Genomic DNA, 24,744 nt, shown 5'->3' with positions numbered 1-24,744 from the left:
TAAGGAGGAATGGATGATGACGATTACGTTGCAAGTGCAAGGCATGACATGCGGACATTGCAAAGCGGCTGTGACGAATGCACTTCAAGCGTTGGATGGCGTCAGCCGTGTAGAGGTGCATTTGCAAGAAGGTACGGTCGATGTGGAGTATGATGAAACAAAGGTCAGCGTAGAAAAACTGAAAGAAGCGATTGAAGAGCAAGGGTATGATGTGAAATAACTTACGGAAGGTGCCCCGAAGTGATGACGGGGCACTTTTTTATCTAGAACGTAGCGGGTCTCGGCTGGGGAAAGTTTTTTCTCTTCTTGAAGAATATCGGGAAAGCGGGATGTTATAATGAAAATAACAGGCGCGGAAAAAAGGGGGGATTTATTTGCTATCGCAACAAGACATCCTTAATGAAATGTCGAAATGTTTAGATTTATGGAAGAAAAAGTATGGTGTGAAGCGGATCGGGTTATTTGGCTCGTACAGTCGGGGGGAACAAAGGGAATCGAGTGACATTGATGTGTTGGTAGAATTTATGGATAATGCGGTGACGTTTGATCATTATATGGAGTTGAAACTGAGTTTGGAAGATCATTTTCAAAAACCAGTGGATTTAGTGATTGTAGATGATATCAAACCAGGATTAAAGCCGACTATTTTAAGGAGTGTTAAGTATGCAGAGGGATCCTAGCGTCTTTTGGCAAGATATTTTGGCTGCTGCAGAGAAAATTGAGAAGTACACCCAAGGGCTTTCTTATGATGACTTTTTAGATAATGACTGTAGATGAGCAAATTCGCTAACATAAATTGACAATCAAACAAAAAAGGAGACATGAACCGGACTCCTTGGTTAGAATAGATGTGCTACCAACTACCCACAAGGAGGTTCATGTCCCATGAATAGATTAGCACATCACCAAGGAATCGACAAGTTTTTCTTCACTTTGGGGTTGACGCTGCAACTTTCCAAACCGGTCTTGAAGCATCTCGTTCACATTGTCGATGCCTTGACCACCAAGGGATTTTCGGGAACGTTGACCGATGTCCATCACTGGGTGAAACGGTATTGGGCGGTGGTGCTGCTCTCCTGCGTGTACAGCATCGCCGAATCCCGACAAACCCTTTCCGCTGGACTGGAGCTTCTTCGATCGCGGAAAGGCCACAGCGTCGTCGAGTTCATTGATGACGCCGCGAAGCAAGATATTCCCATTGATGTGATCAAAAAACAGCTCCATGTGGCCTAAGGAGTATCCTGTTTGTCTCTTAGAACATGGAAATTATTGTAATTAAAAATGCTCATCTACAGTAATGATTTAGTATCAGATGCAGTCATTAAAAACATATTAGTGATTGGAGAAGCAGCGAAAAACATTCCAGACGAAATCAGGCAAGCATCCCCATATATCGAATGGAGAAAGATGGCTGGCATGAGGGATATGCTGATCCACAGTTATTTCTCCATTAATTATCGAATTGTGTGGGATGTCGTTCGAAATAAGATTCCTGTATTAAAACAGCAAGTTGAACGATTGCTAAATGAAAGTTAGACTTCAATTCAAACCGTATGCGCCGTTTGGGGATAGCTCGTTATTCAAAAAAAGGGGGGGCCTAGAAGACCGGTGATTTAGTGAAAAGTCGCGAAAAACGAACTCTTCTCAAATTGAGAAGATCTGTAAACTCAACGACTCTCTTTCACCCAAAAGCAACGGATTCGGCGAAATCGGTCGTTTTTCACCAGTCCTAAAAGTCAGCGTAGAAAAACTGAAAGAAGCGATTGAAGAACAAGGGTATGATGTGAAGAAAGGGAGAAAGGGTGCCCACACAATGTTGGACACCCTCTTTCTTATTCACCTTTATTCGTTGTGTCATTCGGATCTGGGGTATAGTCCGATTTGTAATCGGTATATTTTACTTCTGTGACCATTCCCGCTGAAGCATGGTGCAAGTCATGGCAATGGAACATCCAATTTCCCGGATTATCCGCTTTAAACGCGACGACATATTCTTCACCAGGGTTTACATTTAACGAATCCTTCATCAATGGAGAGCCTGTGACTGGCTTACCGTTTTTGCTTAACACTTGGAAGAAATGTCCGTGTAAATGCATCGGATGTACATCTTTTGGTGAATTGTTCACAATTCTGACTTTTACTAAATCTCCTGTCTTCACATGAATAGGCGCTGTGTCAGGATACGTTTTCCCATTAATCGTGTAGATCATGCCATTTTTGCCCATGGCGGTTCCTAAATCCATTGTGTACTCTACATCATATTTTTGGTCTAACGTAAATGGACCCGTTTCATATTTTCCGTATGTTGTCATATCCACAACAGGAAGGTTTTCTTTTGCGTTCGCTTTGTCCGTATTGTTTGCTTGTCCTTCGTATTGAATTTTCACTTTCATGCCATCGGTGCCTTTCATATTTCCGTGACATTCCAGAAGCCATTCACCCGGGTTATTGGCGATAAACTCAATGTCGTAGCGCTCACCCGGAGCGATATTCAACAGTTCATCTTTGATTGGTTGCGGATCTTTTAATGGCTGTCCGTCTGTTGCGACAATTTTAAACTCATGTCCATGCAAATGAAGCTTGTGGGACATGTACCCTGCATTGACAAGACGAAGCCGCACTTTTTCGCCTTTTTTCACTTTTAACGGTTGGACAGCAGCCCCGCTTTTTCCGTTAATCGTGAAAATATCGTACATATTCATGTTATGCCCCATGCTGTTCATATCCATTTGTTGATGATCAGAGCTATTTCCATTATTCATATTACTATGATCCATGCCGCTCATATTCATGTTCATATTGCTTTCTGCGTTCGGGTCGCTCATCCATTCATCGAATACAAGCGTGTAATCTCGATCGACTTTTTCTTCATTTTTCGGTTCTACGATTAATGTTCCGTACAGTCCTTTGTCCACTTGTTCGGCGCTTTTTTGATGGGAATGATACCAATACGTTCCCGGCACGGTTGCTGTAAATTCATACGTAAACGTTTCACCCGGTTGAATGGCGTCCATCGTGACACCCGGTACTCCATCTTGGTTATTTGGAACAGGATAGCCGTGCCAGTGAATCGTAACCGGTTCTGGCAATTCATTTTTTAAAACAATTTTCACCTTATCCCCTTGCTTCACGCGAATTTGCGCACCGGGTACCGATCCATTATACGTGTATACCGGGAGTTTGACTTGATCGTTGATTTGTAATAATGCTTCCTTCGCAGTAAGGTGAATCTCTTTCCCAGATAACACTTCTGTATCGGTTGCGAAAGGCAATTGCTGCTTGCTCGTTTCTGCGGAAGCATCTTCTTTTTTCATATTCATGCCAGACATGTCGTGTCCCTGCATGGAAGATGGATTTGAGCAAGCTGCGCCAATCGTTGCTACTCCTGCGAAAATGGCGCCAAGCAGCCATTTTTTCATGTCATTTTCCCTCCTTAAGCTTGTAGTGGGAGATGCAATGATATGATAAAAAATAGATGTGCAAAATGTATGGAGAAAATCGTTCAAATGAAATGTAAAAAAAGGCAAGCGATTCGGATTCACCGATGTCTAGCGGTGGTAGGTAATCGCCTGCCGTCCCATTTGAACCCAAGCGTCGATAAAGTCTTGTTTCGGTGCTTTTTGGTTTTTGACAGCGGTCAATGGATCATTGAAATAAATATACTGCTCATCATATCCCGTAATGAGCACCGCATGTTCCCGGTACGTGATTTTGACCGGGCCTTGCGGGGTTTGCCATTCCCGAAAGGCAGAGGGAGGAAGAGGACGAAAGGTGGTGTTGGTGATCACCCAAACTGGTGTGCCTTTGGCCAAGTATGTATAGATGTTCTCAAACGATTGCCCTGTTAAGTCGACGATTTGGTTCGGCAAGTACCGCTCAGCCAACTGCTTGATCGGCTTATGGTACACGCCGTATCCAGGCTTCGATAACGTATACATATCGCCGACAAACCCTTCATTTGGGTGTCCGTAAAACACTTGGCCATTCCGCACTTGATAGGGAGTAGGATTTTTCTTGATTTGTTTCGCCAACGTCATCTTATCGACGCGAATGCCCGCATGATTCAAGAGCATGGCCAAGCTGGTCACTTCGCATCCCCTCGGCAGTTCCGGAAGCTGAGACAAAAGGGGAGCGTCAATCAGGACGGATGTCCTTAGCGCTTGTTTCTTTGAAGAGGCAGCTGATCGATTCGCCTCCTTTGCTTGATTGCTGGTGGACGGATTGGTTTCTCTGCTGTTTCTGTTCTGTATGAAGGCTTTGATGGCATCGCCTGTCTGGGCCGAACTTGCATAATAGGATAATGAGGCGGCCAATATCAAGAAACAGGAAATATACAATCCGAGCGACAGTTGGTCCATCCTCCCGTTTAGAGGTTTTCTCAAGAGAACAAAACAAAGGGAAACAATGAGAAAAGTCAAAAAAAGGATAAACGCTAACAAGCCATTCTCAACTCCTTTGTAACACGTGGATGTTTTTATAGTAGCAAATCTATGTGCAAAAATGGTGAAATTCACACTTTCTCCATATTTGATCGTTACAATTACGGGGAACTGAACATCTTGCCAGCAGTGTCCCTAAAGGGTTGGTGAAACATGTAGTATCGCGCCCAAATCAACGGCATCGGCTCAAAAGTGAAAGCACCTTTGGAAAAGGTTCTCTAATCGAGAAGATAAATGGAGTCTTCATCCTTTTTCACTACATCACCAACCTTCAAAAAAATGGGGAAAGATTATTTTTGAATCTTGACGTTGTGTACGATAGAATAAAAGTGTCTTTGTATCCATCATTTTATTTTTAACAAAAAGTTTTTCGTGAAATTTTTGGATTCTTCTTAGCCAAGTGGAGGGACAATCATCGCCATGTGCGGTTTTATTGGTTGTATTCATGATCACCCGAGAGCGATTGAACAAACATGGAAAACAGTGTTGATGGAGATGAACCGCCTGATTACCCATCGCGGCCCCGACGATGAGGGGTATTTTTTTGATGACTACGTGAGTTTTGGCTTTCGGCGGCTGAGCATCATCGATCTGGAGGCGGGGCATCAGCCGCTGTCTTATGAAAACGATCGATATTGGATCATTTTTAACGGGGAAATTTACAACTATCTTGAATTGCGGGAGGAGCTGGCGGCGAAAGGATATTCGTTTGCGACGCATTCGGATACCGAGGTGATTGTCGCCCTTTACAGCGCCGAAAAAGAAAAAGCGGTCGAAAAACTGCGCGGGATGTTTGCGTTTGTCATTTGGGACAAGCAAGAGAAAACGGTGTTTGCGGCGCGGGATCCGTTTGGCATTAAGCCGTTTTTTTATGCGGAGCAAGGAGGGCGCACATTTTTCGCTTCGGAAAAGAAAAGCATCTTGCTTGCTCTGGAACAGGAGTCGCTAAACGGCGATTCCCTGCAGCATTATTTAACGTTCCAATATGTCCCTGAGCCGCTGACGATGTCGGCCGGCATTTACAAGCTGGAGCCGGGGCATTATCTCAAGAAACAAGTCGGAAAACCGCTCACGATTCATCGTTATTGGAAGGCATCCTTCGACCCCATTCGCCAATCGGAAGAGGAGCTTGTCAAGCAAATCCGCGATGCGCTGTTTGATTCGGTCAGCGTCCATATGCGCAGCGATGTGCCGGTCGGCGCGTTTTTGTCGGGAGGCATTGATTCATCATTCATCGTCGCCATCGCGAAACAATTCCATCCGCACCTGAAGACCTTTTCCGTCGGATTTGAGCGGGCAGGGTTCAGCGAAATTGATGTCGCAAAAGAAACGGCGGAGAAGCTTGGGGTGGACAATATCAGCTACGTCATTTCGCCGCAGGAGTATATCGATGAATTGCCGAAAATCATGTGGCATATGGACGATCCGCTTGCCGATCCTGCGGCTGTGCCGCTTTATTTTGTCGCTCGTGAGGCGAGAAAGCATGTCACGGTTGTGCTTTCCGGCGAAGGGGCGGACGAGCTGTTCGGCGGTTACAACATTTACCGCGAACCAGAGTCGCTGCGGCTGTTTGCGCGCATGCCAAACATCGTAAAAGCGGTGTTGCGGATGATCGCGAAGCTGCTTCCGGACGGGATGAAAGGAAAAAGCTTTTTGGAGCGCGGCACGACGCCGCTTGAAGAGCGGTATGTCGGCAATGCCAAAATCTATAGCGAAAAGGAAAAAGCGGCGCTGCTCAAAACGTACCGAGGAGGGTGCGAATATACGGCGGTGACGGCTCCGTTTTACCGCGAAACGCTTCATGACCCGCCCGTCAACCGGATGCAGTATATTGATCTTCATACATGGTTAAGGGGCGATATTTTAGTCAAAGCGGACAAAATGACGATGGCCCATTCGCTTGAGCTGCGCGTTCCCTTTTTAGACAAAAAGGTATTTGAGGTTGCTAGGCAAATCGCCCCTGACATGAAAACAGCCAACGGCACGACGAAATATATTTTGCGTAAAGCGGCCGAGGGCATTGTGCCGGATCATGTGTTAAACCGAAAAAAATTAGGGTTCCCGGTGCCGATTCGCCACTGGCTGAAAAACGAAATGTATGACTGGGCGAGACAGCTCATCCACGAAAGCGAGACGGATCATCTGTTCCATAAGGACGTGCTCCATCGGCTGCTGGATGAACATGCCCGCCACAAGGCGGACCACAGCCGCAAGCTGTGGACGGTGTTGGCGTTTATGATTTGGCATCAAGTCTATGTGGAAAAGAAGTACGATTTTGCTCCATCCACACAAAGCGAGAAGCGGCCAGCGTCTGTTTTGGAGGTGTAGCAGGGAAATGAAGCGTCCCGAGGCTCAGTCGGGACGCTTGTTCATCTCTTGATTGAAAGAGGCTGATTTCCGAGTGAAGGAATTCGGTTTTGATGGACGGTTGAGATTTGGCGTTTGAATCCCATTTTGCGTCCCCTCCTTCATATGATTCATACATGTTGAATCGTAGCAAATTTTTATGAACGAAATATGAACAACGAACGGTTTTTTGTGGAAAAGAAAATTTGATTCGCTCACTCTTGCAATTTTCCCGGTTTTGGTATATGCTTGTTCCATCAGGATGCTAAACTACTATATATTGGTTTTGAAGCCTTATTGTACAACTACATATCGTTCTGCCAAGCAACGGTGTCCATCAGGACTTAATAGGGAATCCGGTGCGAATCCGGAACTGCCCCCGCAACTGTATGTGCGGACGAAATGGGATGGCCACTGGCGGCAAGAGCCGTTCGGCGCGCCGCTGGGAAGGCCCCAAAGTAGGACGATGCACAAGTCAGGAGACCTGCCTTGCTTGGAACGTTTCATGTTCTTCGGGGTGTGGGAAGATGAAACGATAGGGGAAAAGAACAAGGGGTTCGTCTGCCTTTTTCCGTCTGTCGTTTCATCCGCTCGCCTGCCCGAGCGGATTTTTTTATGGAAGGAGAGGGGAAACGAATGACCGTATTGACGAAAATGATCATCCTCGATGACCAAGGGAAGCCGGTTTCGTTTTCACGTGAAGAGTTTGCGGCGCTGATTGAGCAAGCCGCGGCTGGATTCGGCCGTCTGTCGCTTGATGAATACGTCGAGCGTGTTTGGCAGCTTCTCAGCCGAAAGGAGTCCGTCACGGTAGAACAGCTGTACCAAACGGCTATTTTGGAAGGACTTTCTTACATTGATGAAGAGGAGCCGGACTGGACGTTTGTGTGCGCCCGGCTGTATTTGCGGCAATTGTACCGCGAGGCGGCAAGGCAGCGTGGGTACGATGAACGCGGGCGGTATGGCGATTTCTACTCGCTGCTTGTTGCGCTGACGGAACAAGGGGTGTACAGCCCGTTCTTGCTTGAACGTTATACAAAAGAAGAAATCGACGTCATCGGTGCGTTTCTTGATCCGGAGAAGGACAAGCTGTTTACGTACATTGGGCTGCGCACGCTCGCGGATCGGTATTTGGCCCGCGATTATGAGCGGCGGTTGTATGAATTGCCGCAGGAGCGGTTTTTGGTCATTGCCATGACGCTCATGGCGAATGAACCGCAAAAGCGGCGCCTTGCGCTCGTGAAGGAAGCGTATTGGGCGTTAAGCAACTTATACATGACTGTGGCGACGCCGACGCTTGCCAATGCTGGGAAGTCATACGGCCAGCTGTCGAGCTGCTTTGTCGACACGGTCGATGACAGCTTGCAAGGAATTTATGACAGCAACACCGACATCGCCAATTTGTCGAAATCGGGCGGCGGCATCGGCGTCTATTTAGGCAAAATCCGTTCGCGCGGCAGCGACATCAAAGGGTTTAAAGGGGTCTCTTCCGGCGTCATCCCGTGGATGAAGCAGTTGAACAATACAGCGGTGAGCGTCGATCAGTTGGGACAGCGAAAAGGAGCCATTTCCGTCTATTTGGATGTATGGCATAAAGACATTTTTGCGTTTCTCGATGCGCGGCTCAACAACGGCGACGAACGGCTGCGGACGCATGATTTGTTCACCGGCGTGTGCATCCCTGATTTGTTCATGGAGCAAGTCGAACAGCGCGGCGACTGGTATTTGTTTGATCCGCATGAAGTGCGGAAGGTGATGGGGTTTAGCTTGGAAGATTTTTATGATGAGGAAAAAGGGTGCGGGAGTTTCCGCGAGAAATACTGGCAATGCGTCAACGAACCAAGGCTGTCGAAAGAAAAAGTGCCGGCGATCGACGTGATGAAAAGCATTATGCGCAGCCAGCTCGAGTCGGGGACGCCGTTTATGTTTTACCGCGATGAAGTGAACCGGCAAAATCCGAACCGCCATCTCGGGATGATCTACTGCAGCAACCTTTGCACGGAAATCGCGCAAAACCAAAGCCCGACAGTGACGAAGCGGCAATATGTGAAAGACGGGACGATCATCATTGAAAAAATACCAGGCGATTTTGTCGTCTGCAATTTATCGTCGATCAACTTGGCTCGTGCGGTGACCGATGGGGTTTTAGCGCGGCTCATCCCGATTCAAATGCGGATGCTTGATAATGTCATTGATTTAAACAATATCCCCGTGCTGCAAGCCGGCCTGACGAACGAAAAATACCGCGCTGTCGGGCTTGGAACCTTTGGCTGGCATCATCTTTTGGCGTTAAAAGGCATTCGCTGGGAGTCGGACGAAGCGGTCCGCTACGCCGACGAGCTGTATGAAACGATCGCGTATTTGGCGATTCAGGCGAGCATGGAGCTCGCCAAAGAAAAAGGGAGCTACCCGGCGTTTCCAGGATCGGATTGGCAGACAGGCGCTTATTTTGAACGGCGCGGCTACGAAAGCCACGGTGAACTCGATTGGGATCGGCTGAAGCAAGATGTGGCCCGCTACGGGATGCGCAACGGTTATGTGATGGCCGTCGCGCCGAACGCGTCGACGTCGATCATCGCCGGCAGCACGGCGAGCATTGATCCCATTTTCTTAAAAGTATACGCCGAGGAAAAGAAAGATTATAAGATTCCCGTTACGGTGCCGGATTTAAACGAACAGACGACATGGTATTACAAATCGGCGTACCATATCGACCAACGCTGGAGCATCAAGCAAAACGCCGCCCGCCAGCGCCATATCGACCAAGCCATCTCCTTTAACTTCTACGTTATGAACACGATTAAGGCAAAAGAGCTGCTCGATTTGCATTTGACGGCGTGGAAGTCGGGGTTGAAAACGACGTATTACGTGCGTTCGACATCGGGGACGATCGACGAGTGCGATTCTTGCGCGAGCTGACGGTCTTCCCCCGGACGTTGCCGATTCGGGGGAAAGATTCACGCCGAAGCTTAGCTGAAAGGGAGGAATGGATCATGACAATCAGCTTAGTCAAACGGCCGATTATGGATCCAGAGGCGCCGAACCGTTCGACGGGCATTATCAACGGCCGCTGCTCGAATGTGTTGAACTGGGACGATATCGCCTACCCATGGGCGTATGCGAAATATAAGCGGATGCTCGCCAACTTTTGGACGCCGTTTGAAATCAATATGGCCCAAGATGTGAAGCAGTTTCCGCAGCTGACCGCCCGCGAACAGGAGGCGTTTTTGAAAATCATCGGCCTGTTGGCGCTGCTTGACAGCATTCAAACCGATTACGCGGGACGTGTGGCGGATTACATTACCGATCCAAGCATCAATGCCTTGATGATCATGCTTGCCCAGCAGGAAGTCATTCACAACCATTCGTATTCGTACGTGCTCTCGAGCCTTGTGCCGAAAGCAAAGCAAGATGAAGTGTTCGACTTTTGGCGAAACGAACCGACGCTGCGCAAGCGGAACGATTTTGTGACGAACGGCTACAAGGCGTTTGCCGAAGAGCCAAACGTGGAGAACTTGCTGCGGTCGATCGTTTTTGACGTCATTTTAGAAGGATTGTTTTTCTACTCGGGGTTCGCCTTTTTCTACAACCTCGCGCGCCAGCAAAAAATGGTGGCGACGAGCACGATGATCAATTACATCAACCGCGACGAGCACATTCATGTTGATTTGTTTGCGAAAATTTTCAAGGAAGTGTTGAACGAATACCCGGAGTATCGGACGCCGGAGCTTGCCGATTTTGTCCGTGAAACGTTTACGAAAGCGGCGGAACTGGAAATTGAATGGGCTCAGGAAATTATCGGGAATGACATCGATGGCATCGACTTGGCTGATTTGGAAGCGTACATTAAGTTTTACGCCAACGTCCGCGCCCACCAGCTCGGTTTTGACCGCCCGTTTGACGGCTACCGGACGAACCCGCTCCGCTGGATTAAAGCGTATGAAGAAGTCGACCTTGGCAAGTCGGACTTTTTTGAACAAAAACCACGCCAGTATACGAAAGTGCAAGTGGATAATGGGTTTGATGAGCTGTAAGGAAAACCGCGTTGGGGCATCGTCCAACGCGGGGGTTCACGGTTACGGGAACGATTGAAACCGTGTTTTTCCGAACCGATGGATCACATTATTGTCAATGTAAGGGGAAAGGGGTATCGTTGGGAATGCGAGATCCCTTACCGCATTATTGTTCCTCTGGATGATTATGAATATCTCATTTGAAAGAAAGTTATCAGGAATGAGGCTGTCCCAAAAGTGTTCGCATAGCGTTCGCTTTTCGGACACCCTTCTTTTTTTTCGCAAAAAAAGAAGAAAACCGTTCCTTTTTTGGTATAATAGAGTCGCCATAACCCTACCAAGAAAGGACGGTTTTCTTATGTACATTTATTATAACCGAGATCAACTCATTTTGCCAATGGATCTTGAGATTGTGAGTCAGTCAAGATTTTGTGGGAACTTTTTTGGTTCGCTGAAAACAGGTGTAAGTCATAGGTTGGCGAACCATTTTTTTGAATTTTATCCGTAAGCGCTTTCGAACTCTCATCCCTTGCCATGACAGATCGCCTGAATCCGTGATGGGTTGACGTCGACTTTGATTTTGTTGCTGGCTTTATGGATGTTTGATCCATCATTCCCTTTTTATGTTTAAAACAGATATCATCTTCACTCTCGGAAATGAAACAAATATCTTTTTTGGGTATATAAACCAAAGAAAAACCAAAAAAGGACAGAGGGGGAAGATGCGTACAGAATTACGAACAATTGTTCTCTACCCTTCTGCTCTCCATTTGAGGTACATGTTCAGAAGGGGCTCGCTATAGCCACTCCTTCGCGTCAACTTCATCCATAGCTGCCGTGATCGGCGAACGAGTCGCCCTGCCATCGTGATCACCGTCTGAATGATCGTCTTGATGCGGCGGCGTTTCACTTTGTGGTGCAACGGATGTCGCGGATCGCTTAATAGATCTTGTCCAATCAGACGAAGAAGATTATAAACGAAGGCTCCCATGACCAACACGAGTGCATTCGCTCATAAGGAATGATGAGCGATGGTAAAAAAAGGATTGCCATCGCTTGTTGTGTTGGCTCAAAAAATATTTTAAAAAAATGAATAAAAAATCCTTTGTTTCTGCACTGCTGGGGTGCGAAATGTGAGTTAGATTATAAATTGAGATATAGATATCAATTAGAACATTTACCCGTATCCTTAAGAAGTGTAAAAGCAAGTATAGATATTGCTCACGGTATTTTACTCTATACTTTGCTAACTTTTATCTTTTTAGTACAAATAGTAATAGGTAAAGTAAACTATAGCCTCATTATTGACGGCTACGTTGTTTTTACATGCTTCTATTTTCTGGGTATAGGTATCGAACCTTCTAAAATAAATTTTGATAGCTATGCTGAAAAAGCTCCATCCTACTTTAAATTTATTTTCTTAAGTGTGATAGTAGAAACTCTTTTCTACCTCCATGTGATCTGGCCTGTAAAATTGGTTATTTTATGCCTATGTTTTATCTTTATGTATTACCGAGCGTATCAAAAAAAAAGAAAAATATACTAATATTCCGTCAATTGGAATATATTTCTTATCAAAAGATAAAAATTTCATCAAACACTTGCACCAAAAAAATCGAGAGAATGTTAAATGACAAAACATCATTTATGGAAGCTATGGCAGCCCGAATTTTTTAATTCGGGCTTTTTATTTTTATATGGAAAATAATAGGGATGCTATGATGAAAAATAGGGCAAAAATCAGTAAGAAAAGTACAGAATAGGTTCAATTTTGAACTTAATAATCCCTCCCGTATTCCTTTAGTACACGCATTTGTTAAAATCAGGAGTGTAAGGGGGAGGAGAAAATGAAAGAGGAGAAACCGACTATCACTGAAATCGAATGTAAAATCATAAAAATGATAGCCAGTGAAATTCCCAATAAACAAATTGCTAGCGAATTGAACTATTCTCAAAGAATGATTGAATATTACATAACTGTAGATGAGCAAATTCGCTAACATAAATTGACAATCAAACAAAAAAGGAGACATGAACCGGACTCCTTGGTTAGAATAGATGTGCTACCAACTACCCACAAGGAGGTTCATGTCCCATGAATAGATTAGCACATCACCAAGGAATCTACAAGTTTTTCTTCACTTTGGGGTTGACGCTGCAACTTTCCAAACCGGTCTTGAAGCATCTCGTTCACATTGTCGATGCCTTGACCACCAAGGGATTTTCGGGAACGTTGACCGATGTCCATCACTGATAGAAGGTTTTTTTCATGGTATGAGGCGGGAATTTCTTACGACACCGGCATGATGACCAAACTCTCGATAATGTCTAAAGCGCTCTTTTTTGTATAACGCCTTGATTTTTTTCCGTGTTGAGCGATGATGTCACACAGTTTTAAAAGGAGTTGGACAACTAACGCCTCAGAACACCATAAGGCTTGAAATAAATCCATACCGAACTCCTTGATCATACTCATCGCCTTCTATTCGCTCAATTCCTTTTTCTGTTTTCGATAGAGCCATTCCCGCATTTTAAACATGACAGTGGAGCTGATCAATAAGGCAATCAACGTTCCATACAGGTGGCACTGAAAGCGAGCCCCTTTCATCGGTTTGAATCGATGAATGTGAAACAGGGATTTCCATGTCTTACATACCACTTCCATTTGCCAGCGAAGAGAATACAGCGTATGAATTTCGTGCAAAGAGGTATCAATCGCTGGAATATTGGTGATATATACATATATTGGGTGGGGGCGTCGCGTCACGTACGCGGCCCCTTTTCGTTTCGCCTTCTGTTTCCATTGTCCTTCCTTCTGTCGCTCCTGTTCTTCGGTCAGCCGATACACAATGAGCCGCGGTTGATGAACTTTCTTTCCACTGACATACGCATGTTCCAGTTCCATGGTTTCTCCGGGTTGCAGCACCGCAAGGAAATCCTCTGGTTCCCATTTTCGAAATCGGTCCCCTTCTTTTTGGTAAATCCCTACATTGTGTTTGAGCCGGGAAATATAAAAGGCTCCGGCATCATGAATGGCTTGCAATCCCTCAAGCGAAAAATAGCCTAAGTCTTTCAAACAAAGGTCTCCCTCTTGGATGCTCGATCGAAGGGACGCTCCGTAGGCGGCGTCGTGATGACGGGCATCTTCGACGTCCACATGGAGAAACTTCCCTTCTAGCCATTCATATTCTAGCTGAATTTTCACCCCAGGCCCCGTACATCCCTCGTCAATCCCCCGGATTTCAGGAGGCAGTTGAAACGACGTGGAATCGAGAATGCGAATCCGGCGAAACAGCGAATGTCTTTGACATAAGTGACGGGCTTCCTGAGTCTGATGAATGAGCAGTTTTTCAAACACCGCTTTGAGGAAACTCACCGCTTTTTCATGAAACCGTTGATGGAGCCCTTCCGCACTCAGAGAGGTGTTTTGCTTGAGAGCTAGAGCACTGCAAAGCTGCACCAATGATTTTTGACCGCCTCCTTCCTGGAGAAATGTGCAAAGTGCCACGAAATCATGGGCGCGTAATTTCCCCTTTCGTTGAATAAATTGATGATCTCGGGCCATATGTTCAAGTTCTTCGCACGATAACACGCTTCTTAATCCGTCTAAAAAACAATGCCATTCTTCTTGGAGAGATAAGGACGTCTTCAAAAAAACCACCCTTTCTAAGACTTATGACGCCGCGAAGCAAGATATTCCCATTGATGTGATCAAAAAACAGCTCCATGTGGCCTAAGGGGTATCCTGTTTGTCTCTTAGAACATGGAAATTATTGTAATTAAAAATGCTCATCTACAGTATATAGATTTTAAAAAAATTGAGCAACGAGCTATTCGGGAACAAGTAAAAAAATATATCAAACAACGATTACTGAGTAAAAACAATTTCTCTTGGGGTGCAGCCCGAAATTATATGAAATACCTAACACCATTTATTACATTCATTTTTTCATTAGAGCCTACATGGAATGATTTGAAACAGTTAAAACGGTTTCATATGGAGCAATACATCCAATGGTTACGCGAATATACGAAAAAACATTTAAAACAGAAAAACGCAAATCCTGAAAGATATATTTCTGTAAGTTTGTTTACCATACAGAAGTTCTTAGAAGATATTCAACGGTATGAATATGATATCGCTCCTGAAACACATGTAAGGTTGTTAATTTTTCCAGAAGATAAACCGAAACCAAAGAAAAAATCCATTGACCAAATTGACTACATTCCTGATTATGTATTAGAACAACTATTCGCTCATATCAATGACCTCCATAAAGAGGTTCAGCCTGTCATATGGGTAGCGTTTAAAACAGGATTGCGGATTTCCGATGTATTAGGGTTAACACAAGATTGTTTAGTCAAACTAAACGGGAAATATTATATTGAGACCGATATTGAAAAAACGTATGTAAAAGGACACCGTATTCCGATTGACGACGAATTAGCCAATATTCTTGCGGTGTTAATTGATAAATCCATCAAAAATAGTAATGATGACAACAATCCTGAAAAATATATCTTTGTTCGTTATCGTGGTTCTCGCAAAGGAAAACCATATTCACAAGATTGGATTCAAAGACAACTCAATATATTAGCAAAAGTCAAGAATATCACAGACGAAAACGGTAATCTGTTTCACTTCAAAACACATCAATTCCGCCACACCTATGCGGTCAAAATGCTAAACAGTGGAGCGGATATTCTGACCGTTCAAGAACTATTGGCACACACCTCCCCTGAAATGACCATGCGATACGCTAAGTTGTTGGATAATACCAAACGTAAAGCCTTTGAAGAAGCGATAAAACAAGGTGTATTTAGTTTTGACCTGAACGGTGAGGTCCGAGAAGTAAAACCCGATGAAGATATTCCAGCCGATATATTGGAAACGTTATGGCGCGACCACAAGTTGAACGCGATTGACAATCCATATGGAACTTGTCACGCAAGAATCAATGGGAATTGTCCGTATGCCGAAGCGCCTCCATGTTTAACGTGTAACGGTGGCAACCCATGTAAGGACTTAGCCATTGGTTTTTCTGATTCGGATATAAAGAAGTATGAACTATTAATCGAAACGACCACAAAAACGATAAAATTCGCAGAGCAACATGGCAGATATGACATGGTTGAAAAAAACAAAAAGAATTTAGAGCGTTACAAGAAAATCTTCAACACCATTAAAGAAGGCAATATTATCTTTGGGCGATTAGAACGAATCAAACGAAAGAAAGGTGTTTAAAATGGCTAATTATGACCGTAGAGAGCATTTGAAAGCCATTCATGCCTCCAGAAAGGCTCTCATCTATCAAAAGGTCGAGGAAGCCATTAAAAGGCTGATACGAGCCAATGAGAGCATTAATTTTAATAGCGTAGCAAAGGAAGCAGGGGTAGCGAAAGCGACACTTTACAACCATCCTGAACTGCGTGAGCGTATTGAAACCTTACGCCAACAACAAGCACAAGCTCCTACTGCGAAACAAATAAAGCGAGAAATGAATGAGAGCAACAAAGACGCTCTTATTGAATCGTTGAAACGAAAAATCAAAAAGTTAGAAGACGAAAACAAGCAATTACGGGAACAGTTAAAAGTAGCTTACGCAGAGGTTTATAAAAAGTTTTAGTTTGATGAGAACGGTGTTCTCATCACTTGGTCAACTATCGAGGCAGTATGCTTAACTAAGATAGTTCGTCAAAAAGGAGCATTCCCGTTAGGAGCTTTTCCGGGGACTTGATCAAAAAAAGCCCTCTTGGTATGATGCAGGGGTGTCAAACAACACCTACCATCATGCCAAGGAGGACTTCAGATGAATTGTACACAAAACTAGTCAAAGCTACAGGGGGAAGAAGAGTGGCCCCGATGATCCTCAAGATCATTATCCAGGAACATCGCGAAAAGTCCAACCCCGATGTGGTGCGATCCACGGGGGGGAGGGGCGCGCCCCTCCCCCCGTGGGCAAATCACTCAAACATATACGATTGTCAAGGAGCATATCCAACTGGAAATTCGATTTAAAAATCTTTCTAAACATACTATACGAGGAGGGAAAAGCGATGGGGCTGCTTCCGACCGATCGATGGCTGGAAGAGGATGAGGGGGACCCGCTCCGGTTGTGCGGGAGGTTGAGTTCGTTTTTTAAAGGAGCGTCGGCGCGTGAGATTTACAGCTATTTACGGATGTATGGCATGTACCGAAGCACTCGGCAGGCCGAGCGGCTTTTGCCAAAGATGAAAGAGCGCCGTCTTTGGGAACGTCTTGGCCGTTTGTATGAGCGGCAACGGGGGATATGGAAGGGACCGGATGTTCCGGTATTTTTGCTGCCGGCCGATGACGAAAACCGGAAGCTTGCGCGCGAGTTTCAAGGAAAAGGCGGGGTGGCGTTTGCCGATAAGCTGTTTTTCTTCTTGCTTCCAGATCATAGCAACAAGGAGATCGCCGCGTTGGTGGCGCATGAGTACAACCATGTATGCCGTCTCAAACAGTTGCCGAACGAAGGTGAAGATGCGACGTTGCTGGATGCCGTCGTGATGGAAGGGTTGGCGGAGCATGCCGTCGCCGAGACAGTCGGCGTCAAGCAGTGCGCGGTCTGGACGAAGTATTACACCGATCGGGAGATGGAACGGTTTTGGCGGCGCTATATAGTCCCGAACAAACATTTGCCCGTTTCGCATCCACATACTTCCCGCATTTTGTACGGACTTGGATGGCATCCGAAAATGGGGGGCTATGCCGTTGGGTATGCCATCGTCCGTCGCTGCCTGGAAAGAGGATATTCGCTCGCCCAATTGATGACGATGGAAGCGAAAGACATCGCGGAGTTGGCGGGCTTTTCAGGCGAACAGGGAGCGTCTTAGCTCGAAACCGCATGGCGGACGCCGCTGTCCGGTTATCACAAGAATCTTAGGGACATCGGGCGTGAACAGGCATGTTGTCCATGACGCCGACATATATGTAGAACAAGGACGTGGACAAGAAGGAAGGGAAAGCCCGGTGGTCCGCCTGTTTTTTTATTTGGTCGGTTTCGGTTTTTCGGTCGTCGGCGGCATGATGGTAATCGCCTATTTGAACATCATCACTCCAGAGCGTGGTTTTAGCGAATACTTATCTTATATTTCGACAAGGGTGGAATGTTATTTATTCCCTATTGGCCTTCTTTTGATGTGGGGGAGCTTGACGTTTCCAAGCCGCAGCCCCTAGAGGGGAAAAGAGGACGAAATGGAATAAAATTCTGCCCCTCTGCCTATACTGATGGACAAACACGTCTGGAAGTGAGGGGTCTCGCATGCTTTATCTGCACGACATTTGGGTCAATTGGTTTGAAGGACAAGAGAACGGATACAACGTCTGCCATTTCCATGAATGGCGCAAGGACGATCAAATCGAGCTGCTCGACCAAGTGCCGCTGTTAAAAGTATCCCCGGCGCTGTTTCATTACATTGAAAACAGCTTGTCCGAGCTTCCGAAGCCGCTTTTGGACGATGTGCATCAGAAGGCGTATGTCCGCAAAAACCATGAACGAATTCAGCTGGACTATTGTTTCGTTGTCACGGACGGCGCCGGCGTTTTGGCTGTCGATACAATCGGTTATCAAATCCCGATTCGCAAAAGCCGTCTCATTCCGCGTCAGGAACAACTCGTCTACGAAATGGCGGCCGAAGCGGAGGAACGGGACTATCCGCTGCCAAGGTATGAAAAAGAATACCACATTTTATCGCCGGCTCCGGAACTGATGTGCGGACTCACGCGCAAAGAGCGGCAGTTGAAACAGCTGTTGTTTATGGCGCTGGACCAGCTTTATTCGACAAAAAATACGGCCCAGATGCGCTATTGGTATACGGAATGGGCGCCGGAAAAATACGCCGCTATTCAAAACATGTCTTTTGATGAAGCGTGGGAACAATTGTATAACGAGACGAAATACGGGTGGTCCGAACGGCATGAGCAGCTGTGCGAAAACTTGATCAAAGGGCAGCCATTTTTCGAAAAACTGTGGGAAATGGAGCAAGAACCAAAAGTCAATTAAAAAACGGGCCAAGGCGATAGGCGCCTGCCCGTTTTTGTATGGCTTCGCTCGATGCAGCTATTTACCGCCGCCGCCCGAGCCCCATGGCTTGCTCCATTTTGCGCACCATTTCCGATGCAACCCGATTTGCTTTTTCCGCCCCTTCATCCAACACGCGGTCAAGCTCCTCGCTTTCCGTCCAATGGTGATACCGCTCTTGAATCGGTCGAAGCGTTTCGATGACGACTTGAGCGAGGTCTGCTTTGAAGACGCCGTATCCTTTTCCTTCGTATTGCTGCTCCAACTCCTCGATCGATTGACCGGACAGCGTCGAATAAATATTGAGCAAGTTCGAAATGCCTGGCTTCGCTTCTTTGTCGTAGCGAATCGTTCCTTCGGAGTCGGTGACCGCGCTTTTGATCTTCTTCTCGATCGTTTTCGCATCGTCAAGCAGTGTGATGTACGCTTTCGGGTTCGGGTCGGATTTGCTCATTTTTTTCGTCGGGTCGACAAGCGACATGATGCGAGCGCCGACTTTCGGAATGCGCGCCTCAGGAATGGTGAACAGCTCCCCATACCGTTTGTTGAAGCGCTCGGCCAGATCCCGCGTCAATTCGATATGCTGCTTTTGATCATCGCCGACTGGGACGATGTCGGTGTTATAAAGCAAAATGTCAGCGGCCATCAGCGGCGGGTACGTGAGCAGTCCAGCGCTGACCGCCTCTTTGCCGGCCGATTTTTCTTTAAATTGCGTCATCCGCTCAAGTTCGCCGATATAAACGATGCACTGCAGCATCCAAGCGGCTTGAGCGTGTGCCGGCACTTCTGACTGGATGAACAACGTCGCTTGCGTCGGGTCGATGCCGACTGCTAAATACAAAGCGGCGAGGCGGCGGATGTTTTGCCGCAGTTCGTGTGGGTCTTGCGGAACGGTAATGGCGTGTTGGTCAACGATGCAAAAATAACAGTTGTATTCATGCTGCAACTCGACAAACTGCCGCAATGCCCCGATGTAGTTGCCAAGGGTGATGACGCCGCTTGGCTGAATACCGGAAAAAATCGTTTTCATCGATCTTCACTCCCTCAAGCAGAAAATAAAAAAGGCCCTGCCCGCCCTCTGATAGGGACGGTAGGACCGCGGTGCCACCCTACTTATTGCGCCGACAAGCGCAATCGCTCAGTCCATGCATAGCGCATGGCCCCCTGTAACGCGGGGAACGTCCCCGCCTACTGCGTCGCCGGTTCGGCGGGAAGCTCGAAAGCCCATTCCATATGGCTAGCCGCTTGTTCACACCGTCCACAAGCTCTCTGAAGGCATCGCCATATGTACTTTTCTTTCTCATCGCTCGGTTTATTCGAGATTTGCCTTATATTATACGGAAAACATTCAGCTGTTGCAACCTTATTGCACGGCATATCCGGCGGCAATCATCGTCAGAAACAGAAGCAGACCAGAAAAGAGAAGCGGATACGTGACGGCAAAGCGCCTCGGACCGAGCGGCTCATCCGATTCATGTTCTGCTGCCGCTTCCTCAAGATACCGCTCCACCTTCGTGCTGCTCCTGCGCAATCGGCGAAACCCGTATGCGAATCCGCTGAAAAACCCGCGTTCATAAACAAACAAAAGCCCGCCAAGCGACAGAGGCAAAAGGGATAGCAAAAACGAAACGTTAATAAAGGCCACCGTGGTCCATGCTCCTTGCCCTATTACGATGAGTGCACTCACCGCCAGCATCGCGGCGACGAGCCATCCAGTCCGCACAGCCGTTTGTTTCATGTCGTCTGTTCCCGCCTTTCCCTTCTCACTGCTTATTTTATCATAAATCATGCGGGCGGGAAGATTGTCAAAATTATTAACAAAATTATATTAAAAAATATAGAAGAAACTTGGAAGTTCAGGAGAAATTTGATTCGAAGCTGAGAGGGAGGGCAAAAAAAAATTATATTGTAAGCGCTTTCTTTTTTTCTGTAGGCAGAAATTTTTTGTTTACAATTGTGATAAAAGTCGTTACAATGCAGGTGTAAATGAATCCGATCCCCATCTTGTTTTTAAGTAGTTTGAAATTTTTTTATTTAAGGAAATAAAAAAATCCTTTTCAAATATACTAACACAGGATATAATAAGCGATGTAAGTGCAATCTTCTGAAATCAAATGGTTCAGAAGATTTGCAATACGCTACATAAATTTTTAAGGGGGGTTTTTCGTGAAGAAGCGATTTTCTTTCTTCCTCGTCCTGCTTCTCGCGCTGTCAACGTTCCTCGCAGCGTGCGGCGGGGGCAAGGACAACAATAACGCCCAAGGCGGCAAGAGCGGCGAAAAGCCGGCGGAGAAAAAGGAGCAGGTGCTGAACTTGCTTGAAAGCCAAGAAATCCCGTCGCTTGATTCAGCGCTCGCCACCGACCAAGTATCGTTCATCGTGTTGAACAACGTCATGGAAGGTCTGTACCGTTTAGGCAAAGACAACAAGCCGGTGCCAGGGATCGCGGAAAGCTATGAAGTGAGCCAAGACGGCAAAACGTATACGTTCAAGCTTCGCCAAGACGCGAAGTGGTCAAACGGCGATCCGGTGACGGCGCACGATTTTGAATTCGCTTGGAAGCGCGTGTTGGATCCGAAAACGAAATCCGAGTATGCGTACATCATGTACGACATTAAAAACGCCGAAGAAGCCAACACAGGCAAGGTGAAACTTGACCAAGTCGGCGTCAAAGCCCTTGATGACTACACCTTGAAAGTCGAGCTGAAAAACCCGGTTCCGTATTTCGTCGGCTTGACGGCGTTCGGCACGTTTATGCCGCAAAACGAAAAATTTGTGAAAGCGCAAGGCGAAAAATACGGGCTTGAAGCAAACACGACGCTGTACAACGGCCCGTTCGTGCTGAGCAAGTGGAAGCACGAACAAGGCTGGGTATATACGAAAAACCCGAACTACTGGGACAAAGACAACGTCAAGCTGGAAAAAGTCAATGTGAAAGTCGTCAAAGACACGGCGACGGCCGTCAACTTGTATGAAACAAAACAAGTGGACCGCGTCGGCTTGACGGCGGAGTTCGTCGACAAGTATAAAAACGACAAAAACTTCCATACGAAATTGGACCCGTCGCTTTACTGGCTGCGCATGAACACGAAAAAAGAACCATTGAACAACGTCAACGCCCGCAAAGCGATTGCGATGGCAATCGACACGCAAGCGATGGTCGATACGCTCTTGAACAACGGTTCGATTCCGGCGAAGTTCACCGTTCCGAAAGACTTCGTCACCGGTCCGGATGGCAAAGACTTCCGCGATGTGAATGGCGATTTGGTCAATTACAATCCGGATGAAGCGAAAAAACTGTGGGAGCAAGCGAAAAAAGAGCTGGGCAAAGACAAATTTACGCTTGAACTGCTGAACTATGACACCGACAACGCGAAAAAAATCGGCGAGTATGTGAAAGCGCAGCTCGAGCAAAACTTGCCGGGCTTGACGATCAACATTAAGCAGCAACCGTTTGCGCAAAAACTGAAGCTCGAAAGCAACATGCAATATGATTTGTCGTTCTCCGCCTGGGGCCCGGACTATCAAGACCCAATGACGTTCCTGCAGCTTTGGACGTCGACAAGCCCGCACAACGAAACAGGCTGGTCGAATGCTGAGTACGACAAGCTGATCAAAGACGCGCAAACGACGCTGGCCAACGATCAACAAGCTCGTTGGGATGCGATGCTGAAAGCAGAAAAAATCGTCTTTGAAGGAATGCCGATCGCTCCGCTGTACCAACGCGGCGCTGCGTATTTGCAACGCGAATACGTCAAAGATTTCGTCACGCACACGTTTGGCGCCGACTACAGCTTGAAATGGGCGTATATTGAGTAACCGTTCTCTTGAGAGATGCGGAGGAGAGTATATGCATCGGGCATATACTCTCCTTTTGCCTGCCAAGGCGAAAAATGTCGAAAAACAACGAAGATTATAAGAAAAGCAGAGGAGGTGCGGTCATGGCGCGGTATACGCTTCAGCGGTTCGTTTATATGATCATCACGTTGTTTATCATTGCGACGTTGACGTTCTTTTTAATGAAGCTGTTGCCTGGTTCGCCGCTTCAGAACCAAGAGAAATTAACGCCGGAACAGAAGGCGCTTATTTTAAAAGAGTACGGATTGGATAAGCCCGTGCCGGTTCAATACATTCAATATTTAGGGAATTTGCTGAAAGGAGACTTGGGGGTATCGTTCCAATATGACAACCGCCCCGTGGCAGAACTCATCAGCGATCGAATCGGCCCGTCGGCCCAGCTCGGGTTTCAGGCGATTGTGTTTGGGACGATCGTCGGGTTGATTCTCGGAATTGTCGCGGCGATTCGACATAATCATTGGGAAGATTACACCGCTACGGTCATTGCGGTGTTGGGCGCCTCGATCCCGTCGTTTGTGTTAGGGGGGTTTTTGCAATATTTTATCGCTGTGAAACTGCAATGGCTTCCGGTCGCTTTTTGGGAAGGCTTCAAATATACGATTCTCCCGACATTGGCGCTGTCTGTCGGGGTCATCGCCAGCATCGCCCGCTTTATGCGCACGGAAATGCTGGAAGTGTTAAGCTCTGACTACATTTTGACGGCTCGGGCGAAAGGGATCAGCCAGGCGGGGGTTATCATCAAGCACGCCATCCGCAACTCGCTTATCCCCGTCATTACCATTTTAGGACCGATGACCGTCAATTTAATGACGGGAACGCTTGTCATTGAGAAACTGTTTGCCGTCCCTGGTCTTGGAGAGCAGTTTGTCCGTTCGATTGAACTGAACGATTACCCGGTTATTATGGGAACGACGTTGTTTTATTCCGCCTTGTTGATTTTGGCAGTATTCATCGTTGATGTGTTGTACGGGGTTGTCGACCCACGCATCCGGTTAGCGGGAGGGAAAAAATGATGGCGAAACAACAATACGAACAACTGTCACCGGAATGGTTTCAGCCCGCCCCGCCGAACGTCGGTGAGCAGGAAAAAATCAATCGTCCGAGCTTGACGTTTTGGCAGGATGCTTGGCTTCGCCTTCGGGAAAACAAGGCAGCGATCGTCGGGCTCGTGATGATTATCATTTTGACGCTCATGGCGATCATCGCCCCGATGGCGAGCGACCGGACGTATAAAGATCAAAACTTGCGGCATGCGAAACTTCCGCCGAAAATCCCGGTGCTTGAACATATCCATTGGCTTCCGTTTGACGGCCGGGATGCGAACGGCGTTGATGTGTATAAACAGCGCGGCGTAAAAGAGTATTATTGGTTCGGCACGGATGACTTAGGCCGCGACTTGTGGGTGAGAACGTGGTATGGCACGCGCATTTCGCTTTACATTGGTTTGCTGGCGGCGTTGATCGACTTGTTGATCGGAATTGCGTACGGCGGCATTTCCGGCTACTATGGCGGCCGCGTCGACAATGTGATGCAGCGGATCATTGAAATTTTAAACGGCATCCCGTATTTAATTATGGTCATTTTGTTCATTTTGATTTTTGAGCCTGGAATCATTTCCATCACGTTAGCGATGGTCATTACCGGTTGGACGACGATGGCGCGGATCGTGCGCGGACAAGTGTTGAAGTTAAAAAATATGGAATACGTGTTAGCGGCGAGGACGCTCGGAGCGCCGACATCACGGCTCATTTTCAAACATTTGATTCCGAACGTCATCGGCCCGATCATCATTACGACGATGTTCACAATTCCATCGGCCATCTTCACCGAGGCGTTTTTGAGCTTTATCGGCCTTGGCATCCGTCCGCCGGAAGCGTCGCTCGGCTCGCTTGTCAATGACGGATACAAATCGATCCAGACGTATCCGCATTTGATGATTATTCCAGCGGTCGTGATCAGCTTGCTTATTTTAAGCTTCAACTTGGTGGCAGACGGAATCCGCGATGCGCTTGACCCGAAAATGCGCAAATAATCGACGGAAGG

Annotated in this window: 18 protein-coding genes, 6 pseudogenes, 1 riboswitch and 1 other annotated feature; of the genes and pseudogenes, 18 read left to right on the top strand and 6 right to left on the bottom strand. The window is 46.8% G+C overall.

The window, feature by feature from the left end:
* Positions 1 to 16 precede the first annotated feature (16 nt).
* The 5 genes and pseudogenes from copZ to B9L19_RS14190 all read left to right on the top strand — a co-directional run bounded on the left by copZ (position 17) and on the right by B9L19_RS14190 (position 1,536).
* Entirely contained in the window at positions 17 to 220 is a 204-nt protein-coding gene (copZ, locus tag B9L19_RS14210) for a copper chaperone CopZ (protein ID WP_011230404.1), read from the top strand.
* A gap of 154 nt (positions 221 to 374) precedes the next feature.
* Positions 375 to 680 carry a nucleotidyltransferase family protein gene (locus tag B9L19_RS14205; protein WP_013523215.1) on the top strand — a complete coding sequence of 102 codons (306 nt, stop codon included), beginning with the start codon at positions 375 to 377 and terminating at the stop codon, positions 678 to 680.
* A 205-nt stretch (positions 681 to 885) separates the two neighbouring features.
* Positions 886 to 1,041: pseudogene (locus B9L19_RS19425) on the top strand (IS701 family transposase); the annotation flags it as partial.
* Between the two features lie 3 nt (positions 1,042 to 1,044).
* Positions 1,045 to 1,233: pseudogene (locus B9L19_RS19840) on the top strand (IS701 family transposase); the annotation flags it as partial.
* Positions 1,234 to 1,281: 48 nt separating this feature from the next.
* Entirely contained in the window at positions 1,282 to 1,536 is a 255-nt protein-coding gene (locus B9L19_RS14190) for a HepT-like ribonuclease domain-containing protein (RefSeq protein WP_047753477.1), read from the top strand.
* Between the two features lie 296 nt (positions 1,537 to 1,832).
* On the opposite strand, the gene B9L19_RS14185 is transcribed toward B9L19_RS14190, so the two are convergent.
* Entirely contained in the window at positions 1,833 to 3,419 is a 1,587-nt protein-coding gene (locus B9L19_RS14185; RefSeq protein WP_047753476.1) for a multicopper oxidase family protein, read from the bottom strand.
* A 129-nt stretch (positions 3,420 to 3,548) separates the two neighbouring features.
* The gene (locus B9L19_RS14180; protein WP_025948609.1) at positions 3,549 to 4,439 is read right to left on the bottom strand and encodes a C39 family peptidase; all 891 of its coding nucleotides are present in this window, start codon (positions 4,437 to 4,439) and stop codon (positions 3,549 to 3,551) included.
* A 420-nt stretch (positions 4,440 to 4,859) separates the two neighbouring features.
* Here B9L19_RS14180 and asnB point away from each other — a divergent pair, with 420 nt between their 5' ends.
* The 3 genes from asnB (at position 4,860) to B9L19_RS14165 (ending at position 10,819) form a co-directional block, all read left to right on the top strand.
* Positions 4,860 to 6,767 (top strand): asparagine synthase (glutamine-hydrolyzing), encoded by a 1,908-nt coding sequence (gene asnB, locus B9L19_RS14175; protein WP_089113963.1) that lies wholly within the window; start codon positions 4,860 to 4,862, stop codon positions 6,765 to 6,767.
* Between the two features lie 328 nt (positions 6,768 to 7,095).
* A riboswitch (cobalamin riboswitch) is annotated at positions 7,096 to 7,291 on the top strand.
* A 130-nt stretch (positions 7,292 to 7,421) separates the two neighbouring features.
* Positions 7,422 to 9,704 (top strand): ribonucleoside-diphosphate reductase subunit alpha, encoded by a 2,283-nt coding sequence (locus tag B9L19_RS14170; protein WP_025948607.1) that lies wholly within the window; start codon positions 7,422 to 7,424, stop codon positions 9,702 to 9,704.
* Positions 9,705 to 9,778: 74 nt separating this feature from the next.
* Positions 9,779 to 10,819: a ribonucleotide-diphosphate reductase subunit beta gene (locus tag B9L19_RS14165; RefSeq protein ID WP_025948606.1), complete on the top strand. Its 1,041-nt coding sequence runs from the start codon at positions 9,779 to 9,781 to the stop codon at positions 10,817 to 10,819.
* A 730-nt stretch (positions 10,820 to 11,549) separates the two neighbouring features.
* Here the strand turns inward: B9L19_RS14165 and B9L19_RS14155 are convergent.
* Positions 11,550 to 11,807: pseudogene (locus tag B9L19_RS14155) on the bottom strand (IS1380 family transposase); the annotation flags it as partial.
* A gap of 838 nt (positions 11,808 to 12,645) precedes the next feature.
* Between B9L19_RS14155 and B9L19_RS18795 the strand changes: the two are divergent.
* The gene (locus B9L19_RS18795; RefSeq protein ID WP_128733402.1) at positions 12,646 to 12,798 is read left to right on the top strand and encodes a LuxR C-terminal-related transcriptional regulator; all 153 of its coding nucleotides are present in this window, start codon (positions 12,646 to 12,648) and stop codon (positions 12,796 to 12,798) included.
* Positions 12,799 to 12,893: 95 nt separating this feature from the next.
* Positions 12,894 to 13,049: pseudogene (locus B9L19_RS14150) on the top strand (IS701 family transposase); the annotation flags it as partial.
* A 39-nt stretch (positions 13,050 to 13,088) separates the two neighbouring features.
* Here the strand turns inward: B9L19_RS14150 and B9L19_RS14145 are convergent.
* Positions 13,089 to 14,450: pseudogene (locus B9L19_RS14145) on the bottom strand (IS4 family transposase).
* Between the two features lie 147 nt (positions 14,451 to 14,597).
* Between B9L19_RS14145 and B9L19_RS14140 the strand changes: the two are divergent.
* The 5 genes and pseudogenes from B9L19_RS14140 to B9L19_RS14120 all read left to right on the top strand — a co-directional run.
* Positions 14,598 to 16,043, top strand: a pseudogene (locus tag B9L19_RS14140) (tyrosine-type recombinase/integrase); the annotation flags it as partial.
* 1 nt (position 16,044) lies between these two features.
* Complete coding sequence (locus tag B9L19_RS14135; protein ID WP_047753429.1) at positions 16,045 to 16,425, top strand: DUF6262 family protein; 381 nt, start codon at positions 16,045 to 16,047, stop codon at positions 16,423 to 16,425.
* A 430-nt stretch (positions 16,426 to 16,855) separates the two neighbouring features.
* Positions 16,856 to 17,656, top strand: a complete 801-nt coding sequence (locus B9L19_RS14130) for a DUF2268 domain-containing putative Zn-dependent protease (RefSeq protein WP_025948678.1) — start codon at positions 16,856 to 16,858, stop codon at positions 17,654 to 17,656.
* 136 nt (positions 17,657 to 17,792) lie between these two features.
* Positions 17,793 to 17,999, top strand: a complete 207-nt coding sequence (locus B9L19_RS14125) for a YuzI family membrane protein (protein WP_011230308.1) — start codon at positions 17,793 to 17,795, stop codon at positions 17,997 to 17,999.
* A gap of 85 nt (positions 18,000 to 18,084) precedes the next feature.
* Entirely contained in the window at positions 18,085 to 18,825 is a 741-nt protein-coding gene (locus tag B9L19_RS14120) for a YjbA family protein (RefSeq protein ID WP_025948677.1), read from the top strand.
* A gap of 61 nt (positions 18,826 to 18,886) precedes the next feature.
* On the opposite strand, the gene trpS is transcribed toward B9L19_RS14120, so the two are convergent.
* Positions 18,887 to 19,873, bottom strand: a complete 987-nt coding sequence (gene trpS / locus B9L19_RS14115) for a tryptophan--tRNA ligase (protein WP_025948676.1) — start codon at positions 19,871 to 19,873, stop codon at positions 18,887 to 18,889.
* A 50-nt stretch (positions 19,874 to 19,923) separates the two neighbouring features.
* Positions 19,924 to 20,156, bottom strand: a binding site (T-box leader).
* A gap of 50 nt (positions 20,157 to 20,206) precedes the next feature.
* The gene (locus B9L19_RS14110) at positions 20,207 to 20,581 is read right to left on the bottom strand and encodes a DUF3899 domain-containing protein (protein WP_025948675.1); all 375 of its coding nucleotides are present in this window, start codon (positions 20,579 to 20,581) and stop codon (positions 20,207 to 20,209) included.
* Between the two features lie 428 nt (positions 20,582 to 21,009).
* On the opposite strand from B9L19_RS14110, the gene B9L19_RS14105 reads away from it, so the two are divergent.
* From B9L19_RS14105 to opp3C, 3 genes are all read left to right on the top strand, one after another.
* Positions 21,010 to 22,662 (top strand): peptide ABC transporter substrate-binding protein, encoded by a 1,653-nt coding sequence (locus tag B9L19_RS14105; RefSeq protein ID WP_047753516.1) that lies wholly within the window; start codon positions 21,010 to 21,012, stop codon positions 22,660 to 22,662.
* A gap of 122 nt (positions 22,663 to 22,784) precedes the next feature.
* Entirely contained in the window at positions 22,785 to 23,714 is a 930-nt protein-coding gene (gene opp3b, locus B9L19_RS14100; protein ID WP_025948673.1) for an oligopeptide ABC transporter permease, read from the top strand.
* The gene (opp3C, locus tag B9L19_RS14095) at positions 23,711 to 24,733 is read left to right on the top strand and encodes an oligopeptide ABC transporter permease (RefSeq protein WP_033023954.1); all 1,023 of its coding nucleotides are present in this window, start codon (positions 23,711 to 23,713) and stop codon (positions 24,731 to 24,733) included. Before opp3b ends, opp3C begins: the two co-directional genes overlap by 4 nt.
* Positions 24,734 to 24,744: the final 11 nt, after the last annotated feature.

The sequence above is a fragment of the Geobacillus thermocatenulatus genome (genome assembly GCF_002217655.1).
In the GTDB taxonomy this organism is placed as follows: domain Bacteria; phylum Bacillota; class Bacilli; order Bacillales; family Anoxybacillaceae; genus Geobacillus; species Geobacillus thermocatenulatus.
This window is presented reverse-complemented; position numbering and strand designations above follow the sequence as displayed.